The following is a 24743-nucleotide window of genomic DNA, read 5'->3' as shown; positions in this document are numbered from 1 at the left end:
ATTCCGGGGAGGGGCCGATATTGGGATTGTTGCCGTGCGCAAGGGTATGGCACATTGGGGCAGTTTTTTCGATGCAGCGCCTATCAAACGCTTGCATGAAACATATAAGAGCATGCCACGCCGTTCTATGCGGCTGTTCCAGGAAGGTGCGGTCGGCAGTGGCAGTACCGCACCATTGGATTTGTGATGGTTCAACTTCCGAGAACCAAGCGAGGAAATCATGAAAGTACTCGTCGCGGTCAAACGCGTCATCGACTACAACGTCAAGATCCGCGTCAAGCCGGATAACTCCGACGTCGATCTCACCAACGTCAAGATGGCCATGAACCCCTTCTGCGAGATCGCCGTGGAAGAGGCGGTGCGCCTGAAGGAAAAGGGTGTAGCCACCGAGATCGTCGCCGTCACCGTCGGTCCCAAGGCCGCCCAGGAGCAGCTGCGTACCGCGCTGGCGCTGGGTGCCGACCGTGCCATCCATGTCGAGACCGACGAGCGCGTCGAGTCGCTAGGGGCGGCCAAGGCGCTGGCCAAGCTGGTGGAAGAGGAGCAGCCGGGTCTGGTGATCCTCGGCAAGCAGGCCATCGACACCGACAACAACCAGACCGGCCAGATGCTCGCCGCCCTGACCGGTCTGCCGCAGGGCACCTTCGCCTCCGCCGTGGATGTGGACGGCGAGAAGGTGCAGGTGACCCGTGAGATCGACGGCGGCCTGCAGACCGTCGAGCTTTCCCTGCCGGCCATCGTCACCACCGACCTGCGCCTCAACGAGCCGCGCTACGCCAAGCTGCCCGACATCATGAAGGCCAAGAAGAAGCCGCTGGACGTCAAGAGCCCGGCGGACCTCGGTGTCGAGGTGGCCTCGAAGGTCAAGCTGCTCAAGGTCGAGCCGCCGGCCGAGCGCCAGGGTGGCGTCAAGGTGGGCTCGGTGGACGAGCTGGTCGACAAACTCAAGAACGAGGCGAAGGTGATCTCATGAGCATTCTGGTTCTGGCCGAACATCACGACGGCGCCCTGGCCGGCGCCACCGCCCATGTGGTCGCGGCGGCACAACAGATCGGCGGCGATATCGACGTGCTGGTGGCCGGCGAAGGCGTCTCCGCCATCGCCGAGGCCGCCGCCAAGCTCGACGGCGTCAGCAAGGTCCGTGTGGCCGACAATGCCGCCTATGCCCACCTGCTGGCCGAGCCCACCGCGGCGCTGATCGCTGAGCTCGCCGGAGACTACAGCCACGTGCTGGCGGTGGCCTCCACCACCGGCAAGAACGTGCTGCCCCGGGTCGCCGCGCTCAAGGACGTGGCGCAGATCTCCGAGATCATCGCCGTCGAGTCCGCGGATACCTTCAAGCGCCCGATCTACGCCGGCAACGCCATCGCCACGGTGCAGAGCGAGGACGCGCTGAAGGTGATCACCGTGCGCACCACCGGCTTCGATGCGGTGGGTGAGGGCGGCAGCGCCGCCATCGAGGCCGTGGACTTCGTGGCCGACAACGCCCAGTCCACTTTCATCAAGGAGGAGCTGGCCCAGTCCGACCGTCCCGAGCTGGGTGCCGCCAAGGTGGTCATCTCCGGTGGTCGCGGCATGGGCAACGGCGAGAACTTCAAGCTGCTCGACGGCATCGCCGACAAGCTGGGCGCGGCCATCGGCGCCTCGCGTGCCGCGGTGGACGCCGGCTTCGTTCCCAACGACATGCAGGTGGGCCAGACCGGCAAGATCGTCGCCCCGGACCTCTACATCGCCGTGGGCATCTCGGGTGCCATCCAGCACCTGGCCGGCATGAAGGACTCCAAGGTGATCGTGGCCATCAACAAGGATGAGGAGGCACCGATCTTCCAGGTCGCCGACTATGGCCTGGTGGCGGATCTCTTCGAGGCTCTTCCGGAACTCGAGAGCAAGCTGTAACGGCGACCCCTCGAGGCGTCGTCAAGAAGGCCGGCTCCCTCAGGGGCCGGCCTTCTGCCATCTGGCTTGCGCTAGACGGATTCGCGCTGGCTGGGGTAGGGTGGCCGGAGGATAAAAAGTGCGTGCGGTGCGGTTGAAATCCCTATGCGGCGACCGCATCTCAATGAGTTGCAGCACAATGAAAGCCACCAAAAGGAGATGATCAACATGGCACATACCCTCCCTGACCTCCCGTATGCCTACGATGCGCTCGAGCCCCACATCGATGCGCTGACCATGGAGATCCACCACTCGCGTCACCACCAGACCTACGTCAACAACCTGAACGCTGCTCTCGAGGGCACCGGCCTGGAAGACGTGCCGGTCGACGAGCTGCTGGCCGATCTGGACAAGGTGCCGGCTGAGAAGCGTCAGGCGGTGATCAACAACGGTGGCGGCCACTCCAACCACTCCATGTTCTGGCAGATGATGTCGCCCAATGGCGGCGGTCAGCCCAAGGGCAAGGTGGCCGAGGCCATCGACAGCGAGCTGGGTGGCTTCGAGGCTTTCAAGGATGCCTTCACAAAGGCCGCTCTGGGTCGCTTCGGCAGCGGCTGGGCCTGGCTCTGCGTCACTCCGGAGAAGAAGCTGGTGGTGGAGAACAGCCTGAACCAGGACAGCCCCATCTCCAACGGCAACACTCCGGTGCTGGGGCTGGACGTGTGGGAGCACGCCTACTACCTCAAGTTCCAGAACAAGCGCCCGGACTACATCGCCGAGTTCTTCAACGTGATCAACTGGGACGAGGTTGAGCGTCGCTACCAGGCGGCCACCGCCTGATCGACTGACCGACTTCCGGTCTCACCACGCAGCGCCGCGGCCTTAGGGTCGCGGCGCTGTTTTTATATTCGCCCCTTGTTCCTTTTCTTGTGCCTCGTCCCTATCTATACCACAACATATGGTAATTAAAGGGTGACGAATTCTATATATGGTGTATCCTTGCCTCTGTAGACGCCATATATAGTTTTCCTGCCAACAGGGAGTGTCACCATGGAGATCGAGGTCTATACCCGTCCCGCCTGCCCCCAGTGCACCGCCACCTGCCGCACCCTGGAGCGTCAGGGCATCGCCTACCGCCTGATCGACCTGGAGCGTGACCCGAAGGCCCGCGAGCGCGTGATGTCCCTGGGCCACCGCCAGTTGCCGGTGGTGATTGCCGGCTCCGAGCACTGGTCCGGCTTCCGTCCGGATCGCCTCGGCCACCTGGCCCAGGCGTGAGTGTGGCGGCCGTCTCGGCGTTGCCACCGGAGCTGATCTACTTCTCGACCCGCTCCGGCAATACCCATCGCTTTATCCGGAAACTGGACCTGCCCGCTCGGCGCATCCCGATCGAGCGGGAGGCACCGAGTCTGGCGGTGACACGCCCCTTTATCCTGGTGACGCCCACCTACGGCGGGGGCGAGGCGAAGGGTGCTGTGCCCGCGCCGGTGATCCGCTTCCTCAACGAGGCCGATAACCGTGCGCTGCTGGTGGGGGTGATCGCCGCTGGCAATACCAACTTCGGCGCCGCCTACGGGCTGGCCGGGCGCATCATCGCCGAGAAGTGCGGCGTACCGCTGCTGTATCGATTCGAATTGCTGGGCACGGACGAGGACGTGACCCGGGTTCGCAAGGGAGTGAGAGAGTTTTGGACACGACTATCCTGACCCCGCCGCCCCGCCAGGGGGAGGCCGCCGCGCGTGAGCTGGATTACCACGCGCTCAACGCCATGCTCAACCTGTATGGTACCGACGGACGCCTGCAACTGGAGCGCGACCGCGAAGCGGTGCGCCAGTACTTCCTGCAGCACGTCAACCAGAACACCGTGTTCTTCCATTCGCTGGAGGAGAAGCTCGACTACCTGGTGGAGCAGGAGTATTACGAACCGGAGGTGCTTGCGGCCTATGCTCCCGGCTTCGTCAAGGCGCTGTTCGAGCAGGCCTACGCCTGGAAGTTCCGCTTCCCGAGCTTCCTCGGCGCCTTCAAGTACTACACCAGCTATACGCTGAAGACCTTCGACGGGCGTCGCTACCTGGAGCGCTTCGAGGGCCGGGTGTGCATGGTGGCGCTGACCCTGGCCCGCGGTGACGAGGCCCTGGCGCGGGCGCTGGTGGACGAGATCATCGGCGGGCGCTTCCAGCCGGCCACGCCCACCTTCCTCAATGCCGGCAAGCGCCAGCGCGGCGAACTGGTCTCCTGCTTCCTGCTGCGCCTCGAAGACAACATGGAGTCCATCGGTCGGGGCATCAACTCGGCGCTGCAGCTCTCCAAGCGCGGTGGCGGAGTGGCATTGCTGCTCAGCAACATCCGCGAGGCGGGGGCCCCCATCAAGCAGATCGAGAACCAGTCGTCGGGCATCATCCCGATCATGAAGCTGCTCGAGGACGCCTTCTCCTACGCCAACCAGCTGGGCGCCCGCCAGGGGGCGGGCGCGGTCTACCTCAACGCCCACCATCCCGACATCCTGCGTTTCCTCGACACCAAGCGCGAGAACGCCGACGAGAAGGTACGCATCAAGACCCTCTCGCTGGGGGTCACCATCCCCGACATCACCTTCGATCTCGCCCGGCGCAACGCGCCCATGTACCTTTTCTCGCCCTATGACGTGGAGCGTGTCTACGGCGTGCCCTTCGGCGACATCAGCGTCACCGAGAAGTACCACGAGATGGTTGACGACCGGCGCATCCGCAAGACCAAGATCGACGCCCGGGCTTTCTTCCAGACCCTGGCCGAGGTGCAGTTCGAGTCGGGATATCCCTATGTGATGTTCGAGGACAACGTCAATCGCGACAATCCCATCGCCGGCCGGGTCAACATGAGCAACCTCTGCTCGGAGATCCTGCAGGTCAACACGCCCAGCGAGTTCGACGAGGATCTCGGCTACCGCCGCGTGGGAGAGGACATCTCCTGTAACCTTGGCTCATTGAATATCGCCCGGGTGATGGATGGCGGGGATATCGGAGCCAGCGTCGAAGTCGCCGTACGCGGCCTGACCGCGGTGGCCGAGATGACCGACATCGCCTCGGTGCCTTCGGTGGCTAACGGCAATGCCCGCTCCCGGGCCATCGGCCTGGGTCAGATGAACCTGCATGGCTTCCTGGCCCGGGAGCATATCCACTACGGCTCACCGGAAGCGCTCGACTTCACCAGCGTCTACTTTGCCTGCGTGGCCTACCATGCACTGCGCGCCTCCAACCGGCTGGCCATGGAGCGCGGCGAGAGCTTCGCCGGCTTCGCGGCCTCCGCCTACGCCAGCGGTGCCTTCTTCGACAAGTACACCGAGCGTGACTGGCGACCGAGCACCGAACGCGCCCGGGCGTTGTTCGAGCGTCTCGGCATCGTGCTGCCGACTCGCGATGACTGGGCGGCCCTCAAGGAGTCGGTGATGGCGCACGGGCTTTACAACCGCTACCTGCAGGCGGTGCCTCCCACCGGATCGATCTCCTACATCAACCACGCCACCTCCAGCATTCATCCAGTGGCCTCGCCCATCGAGATCCGCAAGGAGGGCAAGCTGGGGCGGGTCTACTACCCGGCACCCTACCTGGACGACGACAACCTGGCGTTCTACCGCGACGCCTACGAGATCGGACCCGAGGCGATCATCGACACCTACGCCGCGGCCTCGGAGCACGTCGACCAGGGGTTGTCGCTGACGCTCTTCTTTCCCGATACCGCCACCACCCGGGACATCAACCGTGCCCAGATCTATGCCTGGCGAAAGGGGATCAAGACGCTCTACTACGTGCGCCTGCGCCAGAGTGCCCTGCAGGGCACCGAGGTAGAAGGCTGCGTTTCGTGCACACTCTGACGGAGGGATCCGACATGACGACGGCAACATCGCGATTGACCCGTGTCCAGGCCATCAACTGGAACCGGCTCGAGGACGACAAGGATCTGGAGGTGTGGAACCGCCTGACCAGCAACTTCTGGCTACCCGAGAAGGTGCCGCTCTCCAACGACATCCCGTCGTGGAACACCCTGAGCGAGCCGGAGCGGCGGCTCACTATCCGGGTGTTCACCGGACTGACGCTGCTCGACACCATCCAGAGCAGCGTCGGGGCGCCGACGCTGATGCCCGATGCGCGCACCCCCCATGAGGAGGCGGTCTATGCCAATATCGCTTTCATGGAGGCGGTACATGCACGCTCCTACAGTTCGATCTTCTCGACGCTATGCACCACTCGCGAGGTGGATGACGCCTTCCGCTGGAGCGAGGAGAACCCCGCGCTGCAGACCAAGGCCGAGCTGGTACTCGAGCGCTACCGCGCCGAGGACCCGCTGATGCGCAAGGTGGCCAGCGTCTTCCTGGAGTCGTTCCTGTTCTACTCGGGCTTCTACCTGCCGATGTACTGGTCGAGCCACGCCAAGCTGACCAACACCGCCGACCTGATCCGCCTGATCATCCGCGACGAGGCGGTGCACGGCTACTACATCGGCTACAAATTCCAGCAGGCCCTGGCCGAGGCGAGCCCAGAGCGCCAGGATGAGGTCAAGGCATACGCCTATGACCTGTTGCTGGCGCTCTACGACAACGAGGTGGCCTACACCGAGTCGCTCTACGACGAGGTGGGGTTGACCGAGGACGTCAAGGCGTTCCTCCACTACAACGCCAACAAGGCACTGATGAACCTGGGCTTCGAGGGTCTCTTTCCCCAGGAGCTGTGCGACGTGGATCCCACCATCCTCGCCGCACTCTCGCCGGGGGCTGACGAGAACCACGACTTCTTCTCCGGTTCCGGTTCGGCTTATGTCATCGGGCGGACGGTCGCCACCGAGGATGAGGACTGGGCCTTCTGATCTTCGTCATTGATAATTGTTATCATTTTTGCGATGATCCGGCGTCATTCGAGATCGCTCAGGGAGCCTGACGTGAAGAGGACCGGACATCTGCTGATCGGGGTGGCCGCCGGCTTGATGCTGGCGGCCACCCCGCTGATGGCCCAGGAGCTGCTGGAAGCCACCGGTGAGGCCCAGCGCGCCCAGGCCGAGCTGCAGCAAAGGATCGATGCCGCCGACGACGCCAGTCGCGAGATGTTGGCCGAGCTACGTCGCCTGGAAGCCGCTACCCGCCGGCTCGAGGCGCGCAGCGACACCCTGGCGCCACGGCTCGAACGCCAGGCGCAACAGCTGGATGCTCGGGAAGCGGCACTAGATACCCTGGCCGAGACGCGTGAGACGTTGCCCGAGGTCGAACAGGCGCTGACCAGGCGCCTGGCCACATGGGTCGAAGGCGATCTGCCGTTCCTGAGAGAAGAGCGCCTGGCCCGGGCCGAGGGCCTCGAGAAAGGCATGACGGACCCCGACACTACCACCGCGGAGCGCCTGGATCATCTGCTTGCCGCCTGGCGCAGTGAGCTGGACTACGGCCGCGAGCTCGACGCCTGGCGCGGTACTCTCGGGCAGGGCGAGCAGCGCCGCGAGGTGGACTTCCTGCGCCTGGGGCGGGTGGGGCTCTACTACCTGACCGCCGACGGACGAGAGGGTGCGGTCTGGCGCAGCGATGCCAAGCGCTGGCAAGCGCTGGATGAGGCGGCCCGCGTCGAGCTGCGCCATGGCCTGCGCATCGCCCGCGACCAGCGAGCACCGGAACTGCTGACCCTGCCGGTTTCCCGCCCCATCATGCCGGCCAACGAGGGGGATGCCTCATGATGACGACCGTCACATCTGCTGCCGGGCGCATGGTAGCGATAGCCCTGACCGCATTGTTGCTGGTCACGGCACTGCCCGCAGCCGCTCAGGAGGATCCCTTGACCACGCTGCGCGCCGAGCGCGAGGCCGCAGAGGCCCGGGACGCCGCCCGACTTGCCGCGCTGGTCGAGGATCGTGAGGCGCTGGAGTCTGCCTTGAACGAGGCCCGCCAGGTGCACGCCGCGGCCGAAGCACGAGGTGCCGAGCTCGAGTCACGTCAGGCCGAGTTGCAGGCACGGGATTCGGCCCTGGATGAACGCCAGGCCGAGCAGGGGGGTGACCTGGCGGCGGTACTGGACGTGCTGGCCCGGCACAGCGGCGAGCTGCGTGACTCCCTGGGACAGAGCTGGATCACGTTGGGAGGCCCTGATCTACCGCCACGCCTGGATGATGCCGAGGTGCTGCGTCCGGAACACCTCGAGACCCTGGGCGATGCGCTGATGGCGCTGACCGCCGAGACTGGCCGCATTCGGGCCTTAGAGGCTCCTGTTGCCGGCAGCAACGGCGAGATCCGCCCCCGCGAGGTGGTGCGCCTGGGTGACCTGGCGGCATTCAGTGGCGGCGAGCTGCTCGAGCGTGGGGCCGAGGAGGGCGTACTCTCCACGCTGGCGCGGACGCCGGTTGAGGTCAGCGAGCACTTGAGCGCCTTTCAGGCCGGCAACGCCGAGACCGTCGTGCTGGACCCCACCGGTGGCGATGTTCTGGCGGCCTTGGGCCAACGCCCCAGCCTGGTGGAGCGTTTCCATCAGGGGGGTGCTGTGGGCTATGTCGTGGTGGGGCTCGGCGCATTCGGCCTGCTGGTGGCACTGGCCCAGTATGCCTATCTGCTCCGTGTCAGCCTGGTGGTAAGGCGTCAGCGTCGTGACCTGGCCGACCTGCGTCAGGACAACCCGCTGGGCCGTGTGCTGCTGCGTTTCCGGGCACTCAGCGACGAGCCGGTGCCCGAGGCGCTGGAGGCGCGGCTCGACGAGGCGGTGCTGGCCGAGATGCCACGCCTGGAGCGCGGTCAGCCGCTGGTCAAGCTGCTTGCCGCGGTCTCTCCGCTGCTCGGCCTGCTGGGCACGGTGACCGGCATGATCGTTACCTTCCAGGCGATCACCGTGTTCGGCACCGGCGATCCGCAGCTGATGGCCGGTGGTATCAGCCAGGCCCTGGTGACCACCGTGCTGGGACTGGTTACCGCCGTGCCGCTGCTGTTTGCACATACCGCCCTGACCGGGCGCAGCCGCCAGCTGGCCGGCATTGTCGAGGGCCAGGCTAGTGCCGCCCTGGCCGAAACCCTCGAGCACCGCCAACCCTCATCCGTCGCGTCCAGGAACAAGCGCCGTGCTGATGCCCTGGCTTGAGCCGATCGCACGGCTGATCGATGCCGGTGGCGTGGTGCTGGTCGGCATCGCCGCGGTAGCGGCCCTGCTTTTCAGCCTGGCACTCGAGCGGGTGCTGTTCTTCCGCCTCGCCTACCGGGGAGCCCGCCAGCGCCTGATCCGGCGCTGGACGGCGCGCGCTGACCACCACAGCTGGAGCGCCCTGACCCTGCGTGAGGTGTGGACCCGCCAGCTGATCGCGCGACTGCGCCGGCCGTTACCCTGGCTCAAGCTGCTGGTGGCGCTCTGTCCACTGCTCGGCCTGCTGGGTACCGTCACCGGCATGATCAGCGTCTTCGACAGCTTGGCATTGAGCGATACTCACCAAGCCCGCGCCATGGCCGATGGGGTCGCCCGGGCGACTCTGCCGACCCTGGCCGGAATGGCCGTGGCCGTGGTGGGACTGCTGTTCACCAGTCGACTGGAACAGATCATCCGGCGCGAGGACCAACGGCTGCATGACCGCCTGGCCCGTGCCGTGGAGGAGAGTGATGCGTAGACGTCGCAGCGTTGCCGGCGAGCCGGGGGATGCCGGAGAGATCAACCTGACCCCGATGCTCGATGTGGTCTTCATCATGTTGATCTTCTTCATTGTCACCACCAGCTTCATCAAGGAGAGCGGGGTGGAGATAGAACGTCCCGAGTCGAGTGCTGCCACACCGCGCCCGGATGCCCAGCTGATGGTGGCGATCACGCCGGAGGGAGCCGTCTGGGTGGATGGCGAACCGGTGGACGTGCACCGGGTGGGTGACGAGGTGGCCGCCCTGGTCAGCGACGATGGCGGTGTGGTGATCCAGGCCGATCGAGAGGCCACCACGGGCCTTCTGATTGAGGTGATGGACCGCTTGCGCCAGGCGGGAGTGGAGAACGTGGCGGTGGCCGCCACGCGAGGCGCCTCATGACACGGGTTGTTGTCTCGGTGCTCTCCGGCCTGGGACTGGCGCTGCTGCTGTTCTGGCTGCTGGCGCTGCTGGTTACGCCTCCCGAGGCTGAGGTCGAGGTCATGGAAATGAGCATGGCGCTGACCAGTGTCGAGGCAGCCGAGCCCGAGGCGACTCAGCCGCCCGCCGATGCCGAGCCCCCGGCGCCCGTGGAGCCGGCGCCGCCGCCTCCCTTGCCGGAGCCGGCCCCGCTGCCCCGCAGCGAGGTGATGCTGCCAGAACCCGAGCTGCCGCCGGAGAACGCCGAGCCGCCGGAACTGGATACGCGTCTGCCGGAATTGAGCGAGGTTCAGCCCGAGCCTCGCCCGGAGCCGGCGTCGCAGCCTGCCTCTCCGCCGGAACCCCGCCCCCAGGCAGAGCCCGAACCCCAGGCGAGCCCGGCACCACAGCCGAGCCAGGAATCCTCGGCGCCATCGTCCGCGCCCTCTGAACCTGCACAGGCCGAAGCGGCCAGCAATGCGCCGGTGGATGTGGGGCAGGTTGCGCCCACCAGTCGGGTGCCGCCCGAGTATCCCGCGCGGGCCCAGCGCCGCGGCCTCGAGGGGCATGTCGAGGTGGAGTTCGTGATTCGAGCCGACGGTAGCGTCGACCCCTCGAGCATCCGCGTGCTCTCCGCCCGGCCATCCAATGTCTTCGACCAGGCAGCGAAGCGAGCCGTATCACGCTGGCGCTTCGAATCCGCTGAGGGGCTGCGTCGCGCTCGCCAGCGCCTGGAATTCGAGCTGAGGTAATGCCATGTCGAGAGTTCTCCTGCCTGTTGCGCTGCTGGTCACTAGCTGGTTTGGGGTCGCCACCGCGGCCTGGTCGGCGCCACCGCTACCGGCCTCGTTCATCGCCGATCTCGAAGGACTCCAGGCGCGCCTGGAGGCCGGTGACCTGGCGGCAGTGAGGGAGCGATCCGTGGCCCAGGCCGAGCGTCTGGCCGGGGGCAATGCCGCCGATCGCTGGGCTCGCGCTCTCTATCTGCAACTGGCGGCGGGGGCGGCGGCACGTGACGGGGATCTCTCCTTGGCCGCCGACTACCTCGGCCAGGCGCGTCGCGTATCCGGCATCGAGCCGGATCATCGCGATCGCTGGCAGCACGACGAGGCCGGGTTGCGCCTGGCCGCGGGCGAGACCCGGGATGGCGCCAACCTGCTGGCCGAGTGGCTCGAGGGCCACTCGGGCGAAGCCCGGGATCACTGGCGTTTGGCTCGCGCCAGGGCCGAACTCGAGCAGTGGGAGCTGGCCGCCGAGCATGTGCGGCATGCGCGTGGCATGACTGAGCAACTGGATGAGGGGCAGCGGGAACTGGCCGTCACGGTGCTGCGCCGCGCCGGGGACGAGGCAGAGGCTCTGGCGCTCCTGGGTAGCGGGCTCGCCACGAGCCGCGACCCTGAACGCTGGCGAGTTGCTGCAGCCCTGGCACAGCGTGCCGGCAATACCGGTCAGGCGGCATCGATCTGGGAGGCGGGCTGGCGGGCTGGCGTATTCACCGGGGCCGATGACCTTCGCCGGTTGGTCGAGTTGCATCTGGCCGGAGGTACTCCGGCCCGGGCCGCCGAGCATCTCGAGGCCGCCCTGGCAGAGGGGACCCTGGAGGACAGCGAGGCGAACCGGCGGCTGCTGGCCCAGGCCTGGGAGCGGGCCCGGGACCGTGAGCGCGCCCTGGCCGCCTGGCAGCGGGTGGCCAAGCAGAGTGGGGCCGGCGACGATTGGGCGAGGCTTGGTCAGCTCGCCCATGCCTGGGGACGTGATCGGCTGGCCGAGCAGGCACTGGACCGCGCCGGGCTGCGCCCGGAGTTATAAGCTGTGAGCTTTAAGCTTTAAGAAAAACGGGGGCATATCAACCGCTGCCACCGCTTATCTCGGTGGCAAGATCCCGGCTTACGGCTTACGGCTTACGGCTTACGGCGCCTGCTGTACCCCGTCGATCTCGCGGACGAAGGGCGGTAGCGAGTCGAGCAGTGCCCGCCCGTAGCGCCGGGTGAGCACGCGCCGGTCGAGGAGGGTGATGCGGCCGTGGTCGGCTTCCTTGCGGATCAGACGGCCACAGGCCTGGACCAGCTTGATGGAGGCGTCCGGCACGCTGATGCGCATGAAGGGATTGCCACCGCGGCTCTCGATCCATTCGGCGAGCGTCGCGCCCACCGGATCGTCGGGCACCGCGAAGGGCAGTCGGGTGATGACCACATGGGTCAGGTAGTCGCCGGGCAGGTCGATGCCCTCGGCGAAGCTCGCCAGCCCGAAGATGATGCTGCCTTCCCCAGCATCTACCCGCTCGCGGTGGCGGTTGATCAGCTCGCGCTTGGGCAGCCGGTCCTGGGCCAGTACCCGTTCGGCCAGGGACCTGGGCAACGCCTTCTCCACGGCGCGCAGCTGGGCCCGGGACGAGAACAGCATCAGCACTGCTTCCCGGGTGTCGAGACCCTGTACGAAGTCGACGATGGCACGCTCATGGCCTTCGCGATCGGCGGGGTCGACGGCCTCCCGGGGAACGCTGAGCACCGCCCGCGAATAGTCGAAGGGACTGGGTAGGCGCTGGTAGCGATAGCGGTTGGCCAGTCCGGCGCGCTCCTGCAGCCGTTCGAAACGACCCAGTGCGGTGAGCGTCGCCGAGGTGACCACGGCGCCGAAGGTGGTACCCCACAGGCTCTTGGCCAGGGTGTGGGCGGCCGACACGGGGCTCGCCGCGAAGGTCAGCTCCGGCTCACCGCCGAAACGTTCTAGTGTCAGCCAGCGCGCCCGCGGTGGCTCTCCCTCGGGATCGACCTCGCTGAAGGCCTGCCACAGGGCGTGGGCTTCCAGGGCGCGGCCATGGAGCAGCGCCACCAGCGGCAGCCACGCCTCAGCGGCGTCCCGAGGCAGGCCAGTGTGCTTCTCGGGGTCGAGGCTCTCGCGCAGGATATCCGCCATGCTCTCGAGGGTGCGGGAGAGCTCGGCAAACAGCGTGACCAGCGCCGCGGCGTGCTCGCGCAGTGCCTCCGGGGCGCGTCCCATCTCGAAGCGGTGCTGGTGGAACTCCTCGGCGTCGCCGAGCCCCTGGGGACGCCCGGCCAGCTGATGGCCCAGGGCGAAGGCCTCGCCGAGTCGTGGCTCGGCGGCATCCATCGCCTGGGGCAGGCTGGCCAGCAGCCGCGCCAGGGTGGGCTGTACGCCCAGGGCGGCGTTGAGTTCGCTGAGCGACTTCCTGAGATTGCGCAGCCAGCGCAGGCCGGAATTCACGCCGAAGCGATAGGTGAAGTGGTTGAGGGCCTTGTCGGGCAGGTGATGCCCCTCGTCGAAGACGTGGATGCAGTCACCCGGGTCGGGCAGTACCACGCCGCCGCCCAGGGAGAGATCGGCTAGCACCAGGTCGTGGTTGGCGACGATGATATCGGCCTGTTCCATGTCGCGGCGGGCACGGAAGAAAGCGCAGGCACCGAAGTGGCCACAGCGCCGGTTGGTGCACTGCCGGTGGTCCACGGTCAGGCGACGCCAGTGCTCATCCTTGATCGCCTCGGGCCAACTGTCGCGATCCCCCTCCCAGCGGCCACTTCCGTAGGCGTCGCCCAGGGTCTTGACTAGGGCCTGGAAGTCATCGCCGCCACTGTCCAGGGCCTGCTCGAACATCGACAGGGTGGGATTCTCCTCGCCGCCATCGAGGGCCTGGTCGAGGCGTGCCACGCACACATAGCGGCCACGCCCCTTGGCCAGGGCGTAGCTGAAGTCGATCCCGCTGTGGGCCTTGAGCGCCGGCAGGTCCTGGTGAAGCACCTGCTCCTGCAGCGCCACCGTGGCGGTGGAGATCACCAGCCGCTTGCCGCGGGCCTTGGCCACCGGCAGGGCGGCCAGCAGATAGGCCAGGGTCTTGCCGGTGCCGGTGCCCGCCTCGAGCACGCAGACATGCTCGTCGCTTGTGCGCTTGCCGGAGTCGTCGGCCTCGATGCCTGCCAGGGTGCGGGCGATCTCGGCGATCATCAGGCGCTGGCCATAGCGAGGCGTGAGCCCGAGGCCCTCCAGCGCATGGCGGTAGGCTGTCTGGATCTCGCGCTTGAGGGCCTCGTCGAGCATCGCGGCTACAGCAGTCCTTCGGGGGGATGCTCGCAGGGCAGCTTGTCGCCGATGAAACGCTCGATCTCGGGCAGCGAGAAGGCATCTTCTTCGCCCACGAAGCTGATCGATACGCCCTTGGCGCCGGCCCGGCCGGTGCGGCCAATACGGTGGACATAGTCCTCCGGGTCTTCCGGCAGGGTGTAGTTGATCACGTGGCTGACGTCCTCGATATGGATGCCGCGACCGGCCACATCGGTGGCCACCAGCACCTGGATCTCACCTGCGCGGAACTTCTCTAGGGTTTCGATGCGCTGGTTCTGAGGCACGTCGCCGGAGAGCATGGCCACGTCGATCCCCGCCTTGCGGAGCAGGTCGTCGAGCTTGCGCACCAGGTCACGCCGGTTGCCGAACACCATCACCCGATCGAAGCTTTCCTGCTGCAGCAGCTTGACCAGCAGGCGCTGCTTGTCGGCATCGCCGACCATGTAGACGCGCTGGTCGATATCGGCGGCGTTGTCGACTGTCACCGCGATCTCGACGTGGGCCGGCTCATGGGTCCACTGGCTGGCCAGCTCGAGGATGTCCTCGGTGAAGGTGGCCGAGAACAGGAAGGTCTGACGCTCCTCCTTCTTCGGCGTATGGCGGATGATGCGCTTGACGTCGGGAATGAAGCCCATGGAGAGCATGCGGTCGGCCTCATCGAGCACCAGCACCTCGACCTGGGTCAGGTCGACGTCGCGCTTCTGATGGAAGTCGAGCAGGCGCCCCGGCGTGGCCACCAGGATGTCGAGCTTGCCGCCCAGGGCGTCACGCTGCTTCTGGTAGTCCATGCCGCCGACGACACTGGCCACCTTGAGATCGGTGAAGCGGGCCAGTGCCTTGGCATCCTTCTCGATCTGCAGGGCGAGCTCCCGGGTCGGCGCCACGATCAGCGAGCGCGGCGCACCGTTCTTCTGGCCGTTGGGACGCTCTTCCTCGAGGAAGTAGGCGATGATCGAGATCAGGAAGGCGGCGGTCTTGCCGGTGCCGGTCTGGGCCTTGCCGACGATATCGCCGCCGAGCAGGGTGTGGCCGAGGGCCTCGGCCTGGATCGGCGTGCAGTACTCGAAGCCTAGCGCATGGATGGCGCGCATCAGCGGCAGGGGCAGGTCGAAGTCGTGAAAGCGCCACTTGCCGGCCACCGGGGGTACCTGGAACTGGCGCAGGTCCCAGTTCGACTGGCGACGGCGCGGCTTGCGACGACGACGCTTGGGCTTGCGGTTCTCGGCCGGGGCCGTGGTCTGTTCCGACTCGCTCATAGGCTTGCTGTCTTTCCGTATCGATAGGGTAGTCGTGTGATGCAAACGGGCATTGTACCAGTCTATGCGACGAAGGGCGCGTCTCACCGCGAAGGGCTGGTAGAATGCGCGCCAAAGCAGAGGAGTTTCCCCATGACACGTCGCAAAAAGACCCGTTCGCTGGCCGACAAGGTGCAGATTCGCACCGGTCGACGCAAGGATTACAAGAAGTGGCGCCACGAGAATCCCGATCAGGTGACCTCGTCGACCCGCTATACTCAGAAGAAGCGTCAGCAGCGCAAACTGCAGGCTGCCCGCAAGCAGGCCCGCCAGGAGGCTGGCCAGGAGATCGCCATTCACCCTGAGCACGAAGGCGGCCAGGGATCGGAGCAGGGAGGCCCGTCGAACTGATGCGCCTGGTCTCGTTCAATATCAACGGCATTCGCGCGCGTCTCCATCAGCTGGAGGCGCTGGTGGCTACCCAGCGGCCGGCCGTGATCGGCCTGCAGGAGACCAAGGTGCAGGACGCCGAGTTTCCCCGCGAAGCGGTGGAAGCGCTGGGCTACCGGGTCGTCTACCACGGCCAGAAGGGCCACTACGGAGTGGCCCTGATGATTGATGTCGCCCAGTGCGGTGAGCCCGAGGCGGTGCACTACGGCTTCCCGGATGACGGCGAGGAGTCCCAGCGGCGCATGATCGGCGTGGTGCTGCGCCTGGCCGACGGTGAGCCGCTGACGGTGTGGAACGGCTACTTCCCCCAGGGCGAGAACGTCGAGCACCCGCTGAAGTTTCCCCACAAGCGTGAGTTCTATGCCCAGCTCCGGCGCCTGCTGGAGGGCGCCCACCGCCCCGACGAGCGCCTGGCGGTGATGGGCGACTTCAACATCTCGCCCGAAGATATCGATATCGGCATCGGCGAGGCCAACCGCAAGCGCTGGCTTCGCGAGGGCAAGACCAGCTTCCAGCCGGTGGAGCGCGAGTGGCTCGCCGGGATCAAGGCCTGGGGGCTCACTGACAGTTACCGCCTGCGCTATCCGACGGTGGACGACCGCTTCAGCTGGTTCGACTATCGCTCGAAGGGCTTCGACCGGGAGCCGAAGCGTGGCCTGCGCATCGACCATATCCTGGTGACCGCCCCGTTGGCCGAGAGGGTGACCGACGCGGGTATCGACTACGACCTGCGTGGCATGCAGAAGCCCTCCGACCACGCCCCGGTATGGACTGAGCTGGTGCTCTAGGGAGTGTGAGTTCTTACCTGAAGAAAACCCCACGCCGACAGCAGTGGCGCGGGGTTTTCGTGCACGGTACCGGGAACCGCTGGGTGGTTGTGCCGGGCGGCTCGATCAGGCCTCGATGCGCTTGGCCAGTACCGGCGCCAGCTTCTCGTCCATCTCTTTGAAGGCCCGTTCGGTGGTCTCCCAGTCGATGCAGGCATCGGTGATGGAGACACCGTATTTCAGCTGGCTCAGGTCCTCGGTCAGTTTCTGGTTGCCCCAGCCGATGTTGGACTCGACCATCAAGCCGATGATCGAACGGTTGCCCTCGAGGATCTGGTTGGTGACGTTCTCCAGCACCAGCGGCTGAAGCGCCGCATCCTTGTTGGAGTTGGCGTGGGAGCAGTCGATCATGATGTTGGGCTTGATGCCGGCCTTGTTGAGCTCCTGCTCGGCCAGGGCCACGCTGACGCTGTCGTAGTTGGGCTTGCCGTTGCCGCCACGCAGCACCACGTGGCCGTAGACGTTGCCGCGGGTGCGGATGATCGCCACCCGGCCCTTGTAGTCGATGCCCAGGAAGTTATGGGGATGCGCCACCGATTGCAGGGCGTTGACCGCGACATCCAGGCTGCCGTCGGTGCCGTTCTTGAAGCCTACCGGGCAGGAGAGGCCCGAAGACATCTCGCGGTGGGTCTGGGATTCGGTAGTACGCGCACCGATCGCCGACCAGCTGATGCAGTCCTGGATATACTGCGGCGAGATCGGGTCGAGTGCCTCGGTGGCCAGCGGCAGGCCCATCTCGGCGAGCTCCACCAGCAGCTTGCGGGCGATATGCAGCCCTTCCTCGATCTCGAAGGAGCCATTGAGGTGGGGGTCGTTGATCAGGCCCTTCCAGCCCACGGTGGTGCGCGGCTTCTCGAAGTAGACGCGCATCACGATATACAGGCTGTCCTTCACCTCATCGGCCAGGCGGCGCAGGCGGCGCGCGTAGTCGATGGCCGCGTCCACGTCGTGGATGGAGCAGGGGCCGACCACGACCAGCAGGCGTGGATCCTCGCCGTCGAGGATGCGCTGGATGGTGTGGCGCCCCTCGATGACCGTCTTCTCGGCGGCGTCGGTAAGCGGAATCTCCTGCTTGAGGGCTTCCGGGGTGATAAGCACGTCCTGGGAGAGGACGTTGAGGTTGCTGACCTGCTGATCTGTCATTCGAGTACCTTGTCTGTCGTGTCTGCGCTGAGGGCCTGACGGCGTGATTCTTGTGCGCCTACTATACACCGGGCGGGGTGCGGCGGATCAATCGCGGGAACCTCCGGGGTATGCGCATTGTCACAGCGCCCGCGTCCGCTAACGACCACCGCTTGATGGATGAACTGGAAAAGGGAACACTTGTGCGACTCTTGTTGACGGTCATCGACCCCCATCCGCCCAGGCTCCAGGTAGACGCTATGCAAGCAAGCCACGCAGTTGAAGTTTCAAGGCCTTCCGGACGACGCCGCCTCTCCCGTCGCCTGATGACGGGGAGGGGCTAGATGGGTGCCAGGGAAACCGACCAGCAGCTCGTCGAGCGTGCCCAGAAGGGCGATACTCGCGCCTTCGACCTGCTGGTGAAGAAGTATCAGCACAAGATCATCGGCCTGATCGGTCGCTATGTGCACGATCATGCCGAAGTGCAGGATGTGGCCCAGGAGGCCTTCATCAAGGCCTATCGTGCCCTGGGCAAGTTCCGCGCCGAGAGTGCGTTCTATACCTGGATGTACCGTATTGCCATCAATACGGCGAAGAACCATCTGGTGTCCCGGGGACGGCGTCCGCCGGGCAGCGATCTGGATATCGTCGATGCCGAGATCCTCGACCAGAGCGGGCGTCTCTCAGATACCGAGACCCCCGAGGCGGCCATGGCCCGCGACCAGCTGGAGGCGGCCATCTTCGAGGCGATCGAGGCGCTGCCCGATGACCTGCGCACGGCGATCACGCTTCGCGAGCTGGATGGCCTCTCCTACGAGGATATTTCCAATATCATGGATTGCCCGGTAGGCACGGTACGTTCGCGGATTTTCCGCGCACGTGAGGCGGTCGATGCGCATATTCAGCCGCTGGTCACCACCGCACGCAATCGTGAGACGGTCGATGAGTGAAGTGCACCAGAAAATTGCCGATTTCTTGTTGATTCGCTGAACTGTCCGGCGCCTTTGGCGTCACATGCAGTGTTCGATCCGCCACTGGCGGTTCAGGATGTCGGCATTCCCAGAGCAGCTCCCGCGAATGCCGATATCTGGCTGATAACGGATGCAAGGCACGGCCTTGCCAGGCTGAGGTGTTGAGAATGAGTCAGAACGCACGGGAATCGCTTTCTGCCCTGATGGACAACGAGGGGGATGAGCTCGAGCTTCGCCGCGTGCTGAAGTCGCTGGAAGACGAACCGGATGCTGCCGAGGCGTGGCGACGCTATCACCTCATGCGCAGCCTGATGCGCCGCGAGTCGGAGGTGGATGTCAGCGTCGACCTCTCCGCGGGTATCCTGGCGCGTCTCGAGAGCGAGCCGGCGCCGGCCCGCGAGGACGACGCTGCACCACCCGCTGTCCGTCGGTCACTGCCCTTTGCGCGCAGTGCCGGCATCGCTGCCGCCGTGTCGCTGATGGTGATTACCGGTGTGCAGTTCTACAACGGTGGCGGGGTGCCCGGGGAGGGCGCGTCAACCGAGCTGGCTTCCGGAGAGGGGACTTCCCAGGCGTCTCCCGCCGGTCTCTCCGGCGGAGGGTCCCAGCGCCCCTCCCTGGCCGAGCTGCCGCTCTTCCAACTGCCCCAGGGTGACGGTAGCGGCCTGATGACCGTGGGTTCCGGTATGCCGAGCACGCCGATGTTCATGGCGCCCAGCCAGCGACAGTCGCTGATGGCCGACGAGGAGCAGGCACGTCTGCTGCAATCCTACCTGGACCGCCATGCCGAGGGGGCCGCCTACCGCAGCGGTGACTCCTGGATGCCGCTGCTGCGCGCCAGCGGTGGCGACAGTCTCGGTCAGCGCTGAACGGGAGGCAGGCGATGCGCGTCCTACGCAGCTGCGCCGCGGGTATCCTGCCGTGCCTGATGGCGGCCGCGTTGCCGGCCGTCGCACTGGAAGCGACCCCCGATGCGGACCGTTTCGACTGCCGCGTCCTCGCAGAGGAGCCTGCACCGCAGAGCGCACTCGACTGGTATGAGCTCAGCCTCTGGGCCGGTCACTGCTACCGCTACGATGCCCATGCGGTGCGTATCGGCTTCGACGGCGTGCGCACCCTCGTGCTGAGTCATGAAGTGGATGGCGGCCTCGAGCGGGGCCATGCCCGTTTCCTGGATGGGCCTCCCATGGCCTTCGAGCGGCGCAGTCGCATCGGCCGCCTGGGCTGGTCAGGAGGCGACGAGGCCCCCGCGACGCCTGAGGGCATCGCGTCCAGTATCACATCACATTATCGCTTGAGCCTGGGGGGCGAGGAGCGCATCGCCAACCGGCGTGCCCGCCGCCTGGATATCTCGCCGCTGGACAGCTTCCGCTACGGCAAGCGACTGTGGCTCGACGTCGATACCGGCTTGACTCTCAAGCAGAGCCTGCTCGACGAGACCGGTCGCGCCGTGGAGACCTTCCAGTTGACGGTGCTCGAGCAGCCGCGGCTGCACCAGGGTGAGGTGAGCGTCGATGCTCCCCGCCAGGCGCCTCGTGATGCCTGGAGCCCCGGCTGGCTGCCCGCCGGCTTCAGGGCGCAGCCCGTGGAAACCCGCAGCGGACGTCACGCGAGTGATGTGACCCATCGTCTTTACAGCGATGGTCTCTCTACCTTCAGTGTCTTCGTCTCGCCCCTCGACGGTATCGAACCCCTGGCCCCCGGCCTGCACCGGCTCGGCGTCTCCCATGCCGTGGTACGTCACCGCGAGCTGGGCGGCGCCCCCCGCCAGGTGGTGGTCATGGGCGAGATGCCGCCGCGGGTGTTGCTGCAGGTCGCCGATACCCTGAACTGGGAAGCCGCCGACTCCTGATCCCCCTGGCGAGTCGATGCCGTTCCCCCGTTATCTTCGCATTGCCCAACCAAAACCACGCAGGAGCCAACATGATGCGAACGTTGCGACACTTTTCCCTGTGGATGCTGCTGGCCGGAACCCTGCTGGCCTGGCAGAGCGCCATGGCCCGTGAGCTGCCAGACTTCACCGAACTGGTCGAGGAGGCGGCTCCCGGCGTGGTGAACATCTCGACGACCCGCATGGTGGAGAGCCGTAACCCCTTCCAGGGGTTCGGCAATGAGGAGATACCCGAGATCTTCCGGCATTTCTTCGGCGACCGCTTTCCGATGCCGCCGGGCCAGACGCCCGGAAGGCCCCAGGAGCGTCAGTCGCTGGGCTCCGGCTTTATCATCAGCGATGACGGCTACATCATGACCAATGCCCATGTGGTCGATGGCGCCGACGAGATCCTGGTGCGTCTCAATGATCGTCGCGAACTGGCCGCCGAAGTGGTGGGCAGCGACGAGCGCACCGATGTGGCAGTGCTCAAGGTCGACGCCGGCGACCTGCCGACGCTGCGTCTGGGCGACTCCGATGACCTCAAGGTCGGCGAGTGGGTGGCGGCCATCGGCTCGCCCTTCGGCTTCGACCACTCGGTCACCGCGGGCATCGTCAGCGCCATCGACCGCACCCTGCCACGCGATGCCTATGTGCCGTTCATCCAGACCGACGTGGCCATCAACCCGGGCAACTCCGGAGGGCCGCTGTTCAACCTCGACGGCGAGGTGGTGGGTATCAACTCCCAGATCTTCACCCGCAGCGGTGGCTTCATGGGGCTGTCGTTCGCGATTCCCATCAATGTTGCCATGGACGTGGCCGACCAGTTGCGCAGCGATGGTGAGGTGCGCCGCGGCTGGCTGGGCGTGATGATCCAGCCGGTGTCGCGTGATCTGGCGGAGTCGTTCGGCATGGACGAGCCGCGTGGTGCCCTGATCGCCGACATCGACCCCGAGGGTCCGGCGGCCGAGGGCGGCCTGCAGGCCGGCGACGTCATCCTCGCCGTGGATGGTGCGCGAGTGCATGACTCCAGCACCCTGCCACGGCTGATCGGGCGCACCGCGCCGGGTAGCGACGTCGAACTTGAGCTGATGCGTGACGGCAAGCGCCAAACCCTCGAGCTGACCCTGGGTGACTGGCCCGACAGCGGCAGTGCCGCCGCCGGCGAGAGCCGCGACAGCCAGCAGGCGCGCCTGGGTATCTCCGTTGTCGAGCTGGATGCCACCGAGCGCGAGCGCCTGGGCATCGAGGGCGGCGTGCGCATCGCCGAGGTCGACCCCAGTGGTGCCGCGGCGGCGGCGGGCCTGCAGCCCGGCGACATCCTGGTCAGCATCGATCACCAGGCCGTCACCAGCGCGTCACAGTTGGTCTCTCTGGTGAGTGAGCTGCCTACGGATCGCGCCGTGCCGGTGCGCCTCTATCGTGATGGGCGCTCGCTGTTCGTGGCCCTGCGCCTGGCCGGCGACTGACCCTCTCCTTCACGCCACGCCATTGCAGCCCGACGGTCCTCCCGTCGGGCTGCTGTATCTGGCACCAGCATCCCGGTACAATGCGCCCATCCTGGCCGCTGGCCCGCGCTGCTGCGCCCGGCCCCGGCCCGAACCCCATCAGGTAGAAGTCCATCGATGTCCCAAGACACCTCCTCCGACAAGCTCAAGCATATCCGCAACTTCTCGATCATCGCGCATATCGACCATGGCAAGTCCACGCTGGCCGACCGGTTGATCCAGACCTGCGGCGGCCTGACCGAACGCGAGCTCAAGGAGCAGGTGCTCGACTCAATGGACCTGGAGCGTGAGCGGGGCATCACCATCAAGGCGCAGTCGGTGACCCTCGACTACCACTCGCCGGATGGCAACACCTACCAGCTCAACTTCATCGACACCCCGGGGCACGTCGACTTCTCTTATGAGGTGTCGCGTTCGCTGTACGCCTGCGAAGGGGCGCTGCTGGTGGTAGATGCGGGCCAGGGCGTCGAGGCGCAGTCGGTGGCCAACTGTTACACCGCCATCGAGCAGGGCCTCGAGGTACTGCCGGTGCTCAACAAGATGGACCTGCCCCAGGCCGACCCCGACAAGGTCTCCCACGAGATCGAGGAGATCATCGGCCTGGACGCCACCGACGCCTGCCAGGCCTCGGCCAAGAGCGGGATGGGCATCGATGCGCTGCTCGAGCGGCTGGTGCGTGATATCCCGCCGCCCAAGGGAGATCCCGAGGGTCAGCTGCAGGCCCTGATCATCGACTCCTGGTTCGACAACTACCTGGGCGTGGTCTCGCTGGTGCGGATCTTCGATGGCACCCTGAAGAAGGGCGAGAAGATCCGCATCAAGTCCACCAGTCGCGACTGGCAGGTCAACGAGGTGGGTATCTTCACCCCGCTGCGCAAGGAGACCGGTGTGCTGCGCGCAGGCGAGGTGGGCTTCATCGTCGCCGGCATCAAGGAGATCCAGGGGGCACCGGTGGGTGACACCATCACCCACACCAAGACCCCGGATGTGGCGCGCCTGCCCGGCTTCCAGAAGGTCAAGCCCCAGGTCTATGCCGGCATGTTCCCGGTCAGTGCCGACGACTACGAGGACTTCCGCGACGCCCTGGAGAAGCTGGCACTCAACGACGCCTCCCTGGAGTACGAGCCGGAAAACTCCGATGCCCTGGGCTTCGGCTTCCGGGTCGGCTTCCTCGGCACCCTGCACATGGAGATCATCCAGGAGCGTCTCGAGCGCGAGTATGACCTGGACCTGCTGACCACGGCGCCCACCGTGGTGTATGAGCTGGCGCTCAAGAATGGTGAGGTGATCTACGTCGCCAACCCCTCCAAGCTGCCCGACATGGCCGACGTCGAAGAAATGCGCGAGCCCATCGTGCGGGCCAGCATCCTGGTGCCCCAGGAGTTCGTCGGCAACGTCATCACCGAGTGTGAGCAGCGCCGCGGCACCCAGAAGGACATGCAGTTCCTGGGCAGCCAGATCCAGCTCACCTACGAGCTGCCGATGAGCGAGGTGGTGATGGACTTCTTCGATCGCCTGAAGTCGATCTCCAAGGGCTACGCCTCGCTGGAGTACAACTTCGAGCGCTTCGAGGCCGCCAAGCTGGTGCGCCTGGACGTGCTGATCAACGGCGACAAGGTCGATGCCCTGGCGGTGATCATCCATCGCGACCATGCCCACTCCCGCGGCCGCCTGCTGGTGGAGAAGATGAAGGAGCTGATCCCGCGCCAGATGTTCGATGTGGCAATCCAGGCGGCCATCGGCGGCCAGGTGGTGGCCCGCTCCACCGTCAAGGCGCTGCGCAAGAATGTCACCGCCAAATGCTATGGCGGCGACGTGTCGCGCAAGAAGAAGCTGCTCGAGAAGCAGAAGGCGGGCAAGAAACGCATGAAGCAGGTGGGCCGGGTGGAGATTCCCCAGGACGCCTTCCTCGCCGTACTCAGGGTCAACGACTAGGAACCGACAACCACCATGGACTTCTCACTGCTGCTGGTGATCGCCGTCGCCGTCACCGGCGTGATTACCCTGTTGAACTTCCTCTGGTGGCGTCCGGCACGCCGCCAGTCCCTGCAGGCCGCCGAGGCCGGCACCACCGAAGGCTTGACGCCCCATGCCCGCGAACAGGTGATGAAGGAGCCGTGGCCGGTGGACTACGCCCGCTCCTTCTTTCCGGTACTGCTGGTGGTGCTGGTACTGAGAAGCTTCGTGGTGGAGCCGTTCCAGATCCCTTCGGGCTCCATGAAGCCGACCCTGGAGATCGGCGACTTCATCCTGGTCAACAAGTTTGCCTACGGGCTACGCCTGCCGGTGGTGCATACCGAAATCCTCGACCTGGGCGAGCCCGAGCGTGGCGATGTCATGGTGTTCCGCTTCCCCAGCGAGCCATCGGTCAATTTCATCAAGCGCGTGGTGGGACTGCCGGGCGATCGCATCCGCTACGAGGGCAAGCAGCTCTACATCAATGGCGAGGCGGTGCCCAAGGCGCTGTTGGCCGAGGGGCCGGCCAAGGCACCCGGTGAACTGATGCTTGCCGAGCAGCTGGGCGAGGTGGAGCACCGCATCTACAATAACCCTCGGGATCCCGGGCCCCAGATGCGTGAGCTGGTAGTTCCCGACGGTCACTATTTCACCATGGGTGACAACCGCGATCACTCCAACGACAGCCGCTACTGGGGCTTTGTGCCGGAGGATAACGTGGTGGGTCGTGCCTTCGCCGTCTGGATGCACTGGGACGGCGGCCTGCCCAGCTTCACCAGCATGCGACGTATCCACTGAGCGCGCTGTGATTCACCATCAGAAACAGACGACAGAATCA

Annotated in this window: 24 protein-coding genes; 21 read left to right on the top strand and 3 right to left on the bottom strand. The window is 65.9% G+C overall.

The window, feature by feature from the left end; translation table 11 throughout:
- Positions 1-220 precede the first annotated feature (220 nt).
- From ACJ7IV_RS09625 to ACJ7IV_RS09565, 13 genes are all read left to right on the top strand, one after another.
- The gene (locus ACJ7IV_RS09625) at positions 221-973 is read left to right on the top strand and encodes an electron transfer flavoprotein subunit beta/FixA family protein (protein ID WP_483864203.1); all 753 of its coding nucleotides are present in this window, start codon (positions 221-223) and stop codon (positions 971-973) included.
- The gene (locus ACJ7IV_RS09620; protein ID WP_483864202.1) at positions 970-1896 is read left to right on the top strand and encodes an electron transfer flavoprotein subunit alpha/FixB family protein; all 927 of its coding nucleotides are present in this window, start codon (positions 970-972) and stop codon (positions 1894-1896) included. Before ACJ7IV_RS09625 ends, ACJ7IV_RS09620 begins: the two co-directional genes overlap by 4 nt.
- Positions 1897-2103: 207 nt before the next feature.
- Positions 2104-2715, top strand: coding sequence for a superoxide dismutase (locus ACJ7IV_RS09615; RefSeq protein WP_161430379.1), 612 nt, complete (start codon positions 2104-2106; stop codon positions 2713-2715).
- A gap of 210 nt (positions 2716-2925) precedes the next feature.
- Positions 2926-3153, top strand: a complete 228-nt coding sequence (gene nrdH, locus ACJ7IV_RS09610; protein WP_483864201.1) for a glutaredoxin-like protein NrdH — start codon at positions 2926-2928, stop codon at positions 3151-3153.
- A complete protein-coding gene (nrdI, locus tag ACJ7IV_RS09605; RefSeq protein ID WP_483864200.1) occupies positions 3150-3581 on the top strand; it encodes a class Ib ribonucleoside-diphosphate reductase assembly flavoprotein NrdI in 432 nt (143 codons plus the stop codon). The genes nrdH and nrdI overlap by 4 nt, the downstream gene beginning before the upstream one ends.
- Entirely contained in the window at positions 3563-5725 is a 2163-nt protein-coding gene (nrdE, locus tag ACJ7IV_RS09600) for a class 1b ribonucleoside-diphosphate reductase subunit alpha (protein ID WP_483864199.1), read from the top strand. Before nrdI ends, nrdE begins: the two co-directional genes overlap by 19 nt.
- 14 nt (positions 5726-5739) lie before the next feature.
- On the top strand, positions 5740-6714 hold the full coding sequence (gene nrdF, locus ACJ7IV_RS09595; protein WP_483864198.1) for a class 1b ribonucleoside-diphosphate reductase subunit beta: 975 nt from the start codon (positions 5740-5742) through the stop codon (positions 6712-6714).
- A 72-nt stretch (positions 6715-6786) separates the two neighbouring features.
- A complete protein-coding gene (locus tag ACJ7IV_RS09590) occupies positions 6787-7566 on the top strand; it encodes a DUF3450 domain-containing protein (protein ID WP_483864197.1) in 780 nt (259 codons plus the stop codon).
- Positions 7566-8951 (top strand): MotA/TolQ/ExbB proton channel family protein, encoded by a 1386-nt coding sequence (locus ACJ7IV_RS09585; RefSeq protein ID WP_483866571.1) that lies wholly within the window; start codon positions 7566-7568, stop codon positions 8949-8951. The genes ACJ7IV_RS09590 and ACJ7IV_RS09585 overlap by 1 nt, the downstream gene beginning before the upstream one ends.
- Positions 8938-9468: a MotA/TolQ/ExbB proton channel family protein gene (locus ACJ7IV_RS09580; RefSeq protein ID WP_161432977.1), complete on the top strand. Its 531-nt coding sequence runs from the start codon at positions 8938-8940 to the stop codon at positions 9466-9468. The genes ACJ7IV_RS09585 and ACJ7IV_RS09580 overlap by 14 nt, the downstream gene beginning before the upstream one ends.
- The gene (locus ACJ7IV_RS09575; RefSeq protein WP_213313115.1) at positions 9461-9871 is read left to right on the top strand and encodes an ExbD/TolR family protein; all 411 of its coding nucleotides are present in this window, start codon (positions 9461-9463) and stop codon (positions 9869-9871) included. The genes ACJ7IV_RS09580 and ACJ7IV_RS09575 overlap by 8 nt, the downstream gene beginning before the upstream one ends.
- Complete coding sequence (locus ACJ7IV_RS09570; protein WP_483864196.1) at positions 9868-10641, top strand: TonB family protein; 774 nt, start codon at positions 9868-9870, stop codon at positions 10639-10641. The genes ACJ7IV_RS09575 and ACJ7IV_RS09570 overlap by 4 nt, the downstream gene beginning before the upstream one ends.
- Before the next feature lie 4 nt (positions 10642-10645).
- On the top strand, positions 10646-11698 hold the full coding sequence (locus tag ACJ7IV_RS09565) for a hypothetical protein (protein WP_483864195.1): 1053 nt from the start codon (positions 10646-10648) through the stop codon (positions 11696-11698).
- A gap of 99 nt (positions 11699-11797) precedes the next feature.
- Here ACJ7IV_RS09565 and dinG read toward each other — a convergent pair whose 3' ends face one another.
- The gene (gene dinG / locus ACJ7IV_RS09560; RefSeq protein ID WP_483864194.1) at positions 11798-13942 is read right to left on the bottom strand and encodes an ATP-dependent DNA helicase DinG; all 2145 of its coding nucleotides are present in this window, start codon (positions 13940-13942) and stop codon (positions 11798-11800) included.
- A 5-nt stretch (positions 13943-13947) separates the two neighbouring features.
- A complete protein-coding gene (gene rhlB, locus ACJ7IV_RS09555; protein WP_161430387.1) occupies positions 13948-15222 on the bottom strand; it encodes an ATP-dependent RNA helicase RhlB in 1275 nt (424 codons plus the stop codon).
- A 132-nt stretch (positions 15223-15354) separates the two neighbouring features.
- Between rhlB and ACJ7IV_RS09550 the strand changes: the two genes are divergently transcribed.
- Positions 15355-15612 (top strand): hypothetical protein, encoded by a 258-nt coding sequence (locus ACJ7IV_RS09550; RefSeq protein WP_213313118.1) that lies wholly within the window; start codon positions 15355-15357, stop codon positions 15610-15612.
- On the top strand, positions 15612-16439 hold the full coding sequence (xthA, locus tag ACJ7IV_RS09545) for an exodeoxyribonuclease III (protein ID WP_483864193.1): 828 nt from the start codon (positions 15612-15614) through the stop codon (positions 16437-16439). Before ACJ7IV_RS09550 ends, xthA begins: the two co-directional genes overlap by 1 nt.
- A 105-nt stretch (positions 16440-16544) precedes the next feature.
- On the opposite strand, the gene ACJ7IV_RS09540 is transcribed toward xthA, so the two are convergent.
- Positions 16545-17621 carry a 3-deoxy-7-phosphoheptulonate synthase gene (locus ACJ7IV_RS09540; RefSeq protein ID WP_483864192.1) on the bottom strand — a complete coding sequence of 359 codons (1077 nt, stop codon included), beginning with the start codon at positions 17619-17621 and terminating at the stop codon, positions 16545-16547.
- 323 nt (positions 17622-17944) lie between these two features.
- Between ACJ7IV_RS09540 and rpoE the strand changes: the two genes are divergently transcribed.
- The 6 genes from rpoE (at position 17945) to lepB (ending at position 24703) form a co-directional block, all read left to right on the top strand.
- Positions 17945-18550: an RNA polymerase sigma factor RpoE gene (rpoE, locus tag ACJ7IV_RS09535; RefSeq protein WP_483864191.1), complete on the top strand. Its 606-nt coding sequence runs from the start codon at positions 17945-17947 to the stop codon at positions 18548-18550.
- A 188-nt stretch (positions 18551-18738) separates the two neighbouring features.
- Positions 18739-19440, top strand: coding sequence for a sigma-E factor negative regulatory protein (locus ACJ7IV_RS09530; RefSeq protein ID WP_483864190.1), 702 nt, complete (start codon positions 18739-18741; stop codon positions 19438-19440).
- Between the two features lie 14 nt (positions 19441-19454).
- Complete coding sequence (locus tag ACJ7IV_RS09525) at positions 19455-20423, top strand: MucB/RseB C-terminal domain-containing protein (protein WP_483864189.1); 969 nt, start codon at positions 19455-19457, stop codon at positions 20421-20423.
- Positions 20424-20494: 71 nt separating this feature from the next.
- Positions 20495-21910 (top strand): DegQ family serine endoprotease, encoded by a 1416-nt coding sequence (locus ACJ7IV_RS09520; protein WP_483864188.1) that lies wholly within the window; start codon positions 20495-20497, stop codon positions 21908-21910.
- Positions 21911-22066: 156 nt separating this feature from the next.
- The gene (gene lepA, locus ACJ7IV_RS09515; protein ID WP_483864187.1) at positions 22067-23884 is read left to right on the top strand and encodes a translation elongation factor 4; all 1818 of its coding nucleotides are present in this window, start codon (positions 22067-22069) and stop codon (positions 23882-23884) included.
- A 15-nt stretch (positions 23885-23899) separates the two neighbouring features.
- Positions 23900-24703 carry a signal peptidase I gene (gene lepB / locus ACJ7IV_RS09510; protein ID WP_483864186.1) on the top strand — a complete coding sequence of 268 codons (804 nt, stop codon included), beginning with the start codon at positions 23900-23902 and terminating at the stop codon, positions 24701-24703.
- Positions 24704-24743 lie beyond the last annotated feature (40 nt).

Source organism: Halomonas sp. C10-5 (assembly GCF_057169305.1).
This window is presented reverse-complemented; position numbering and strand designations above follow the sequence as displayed.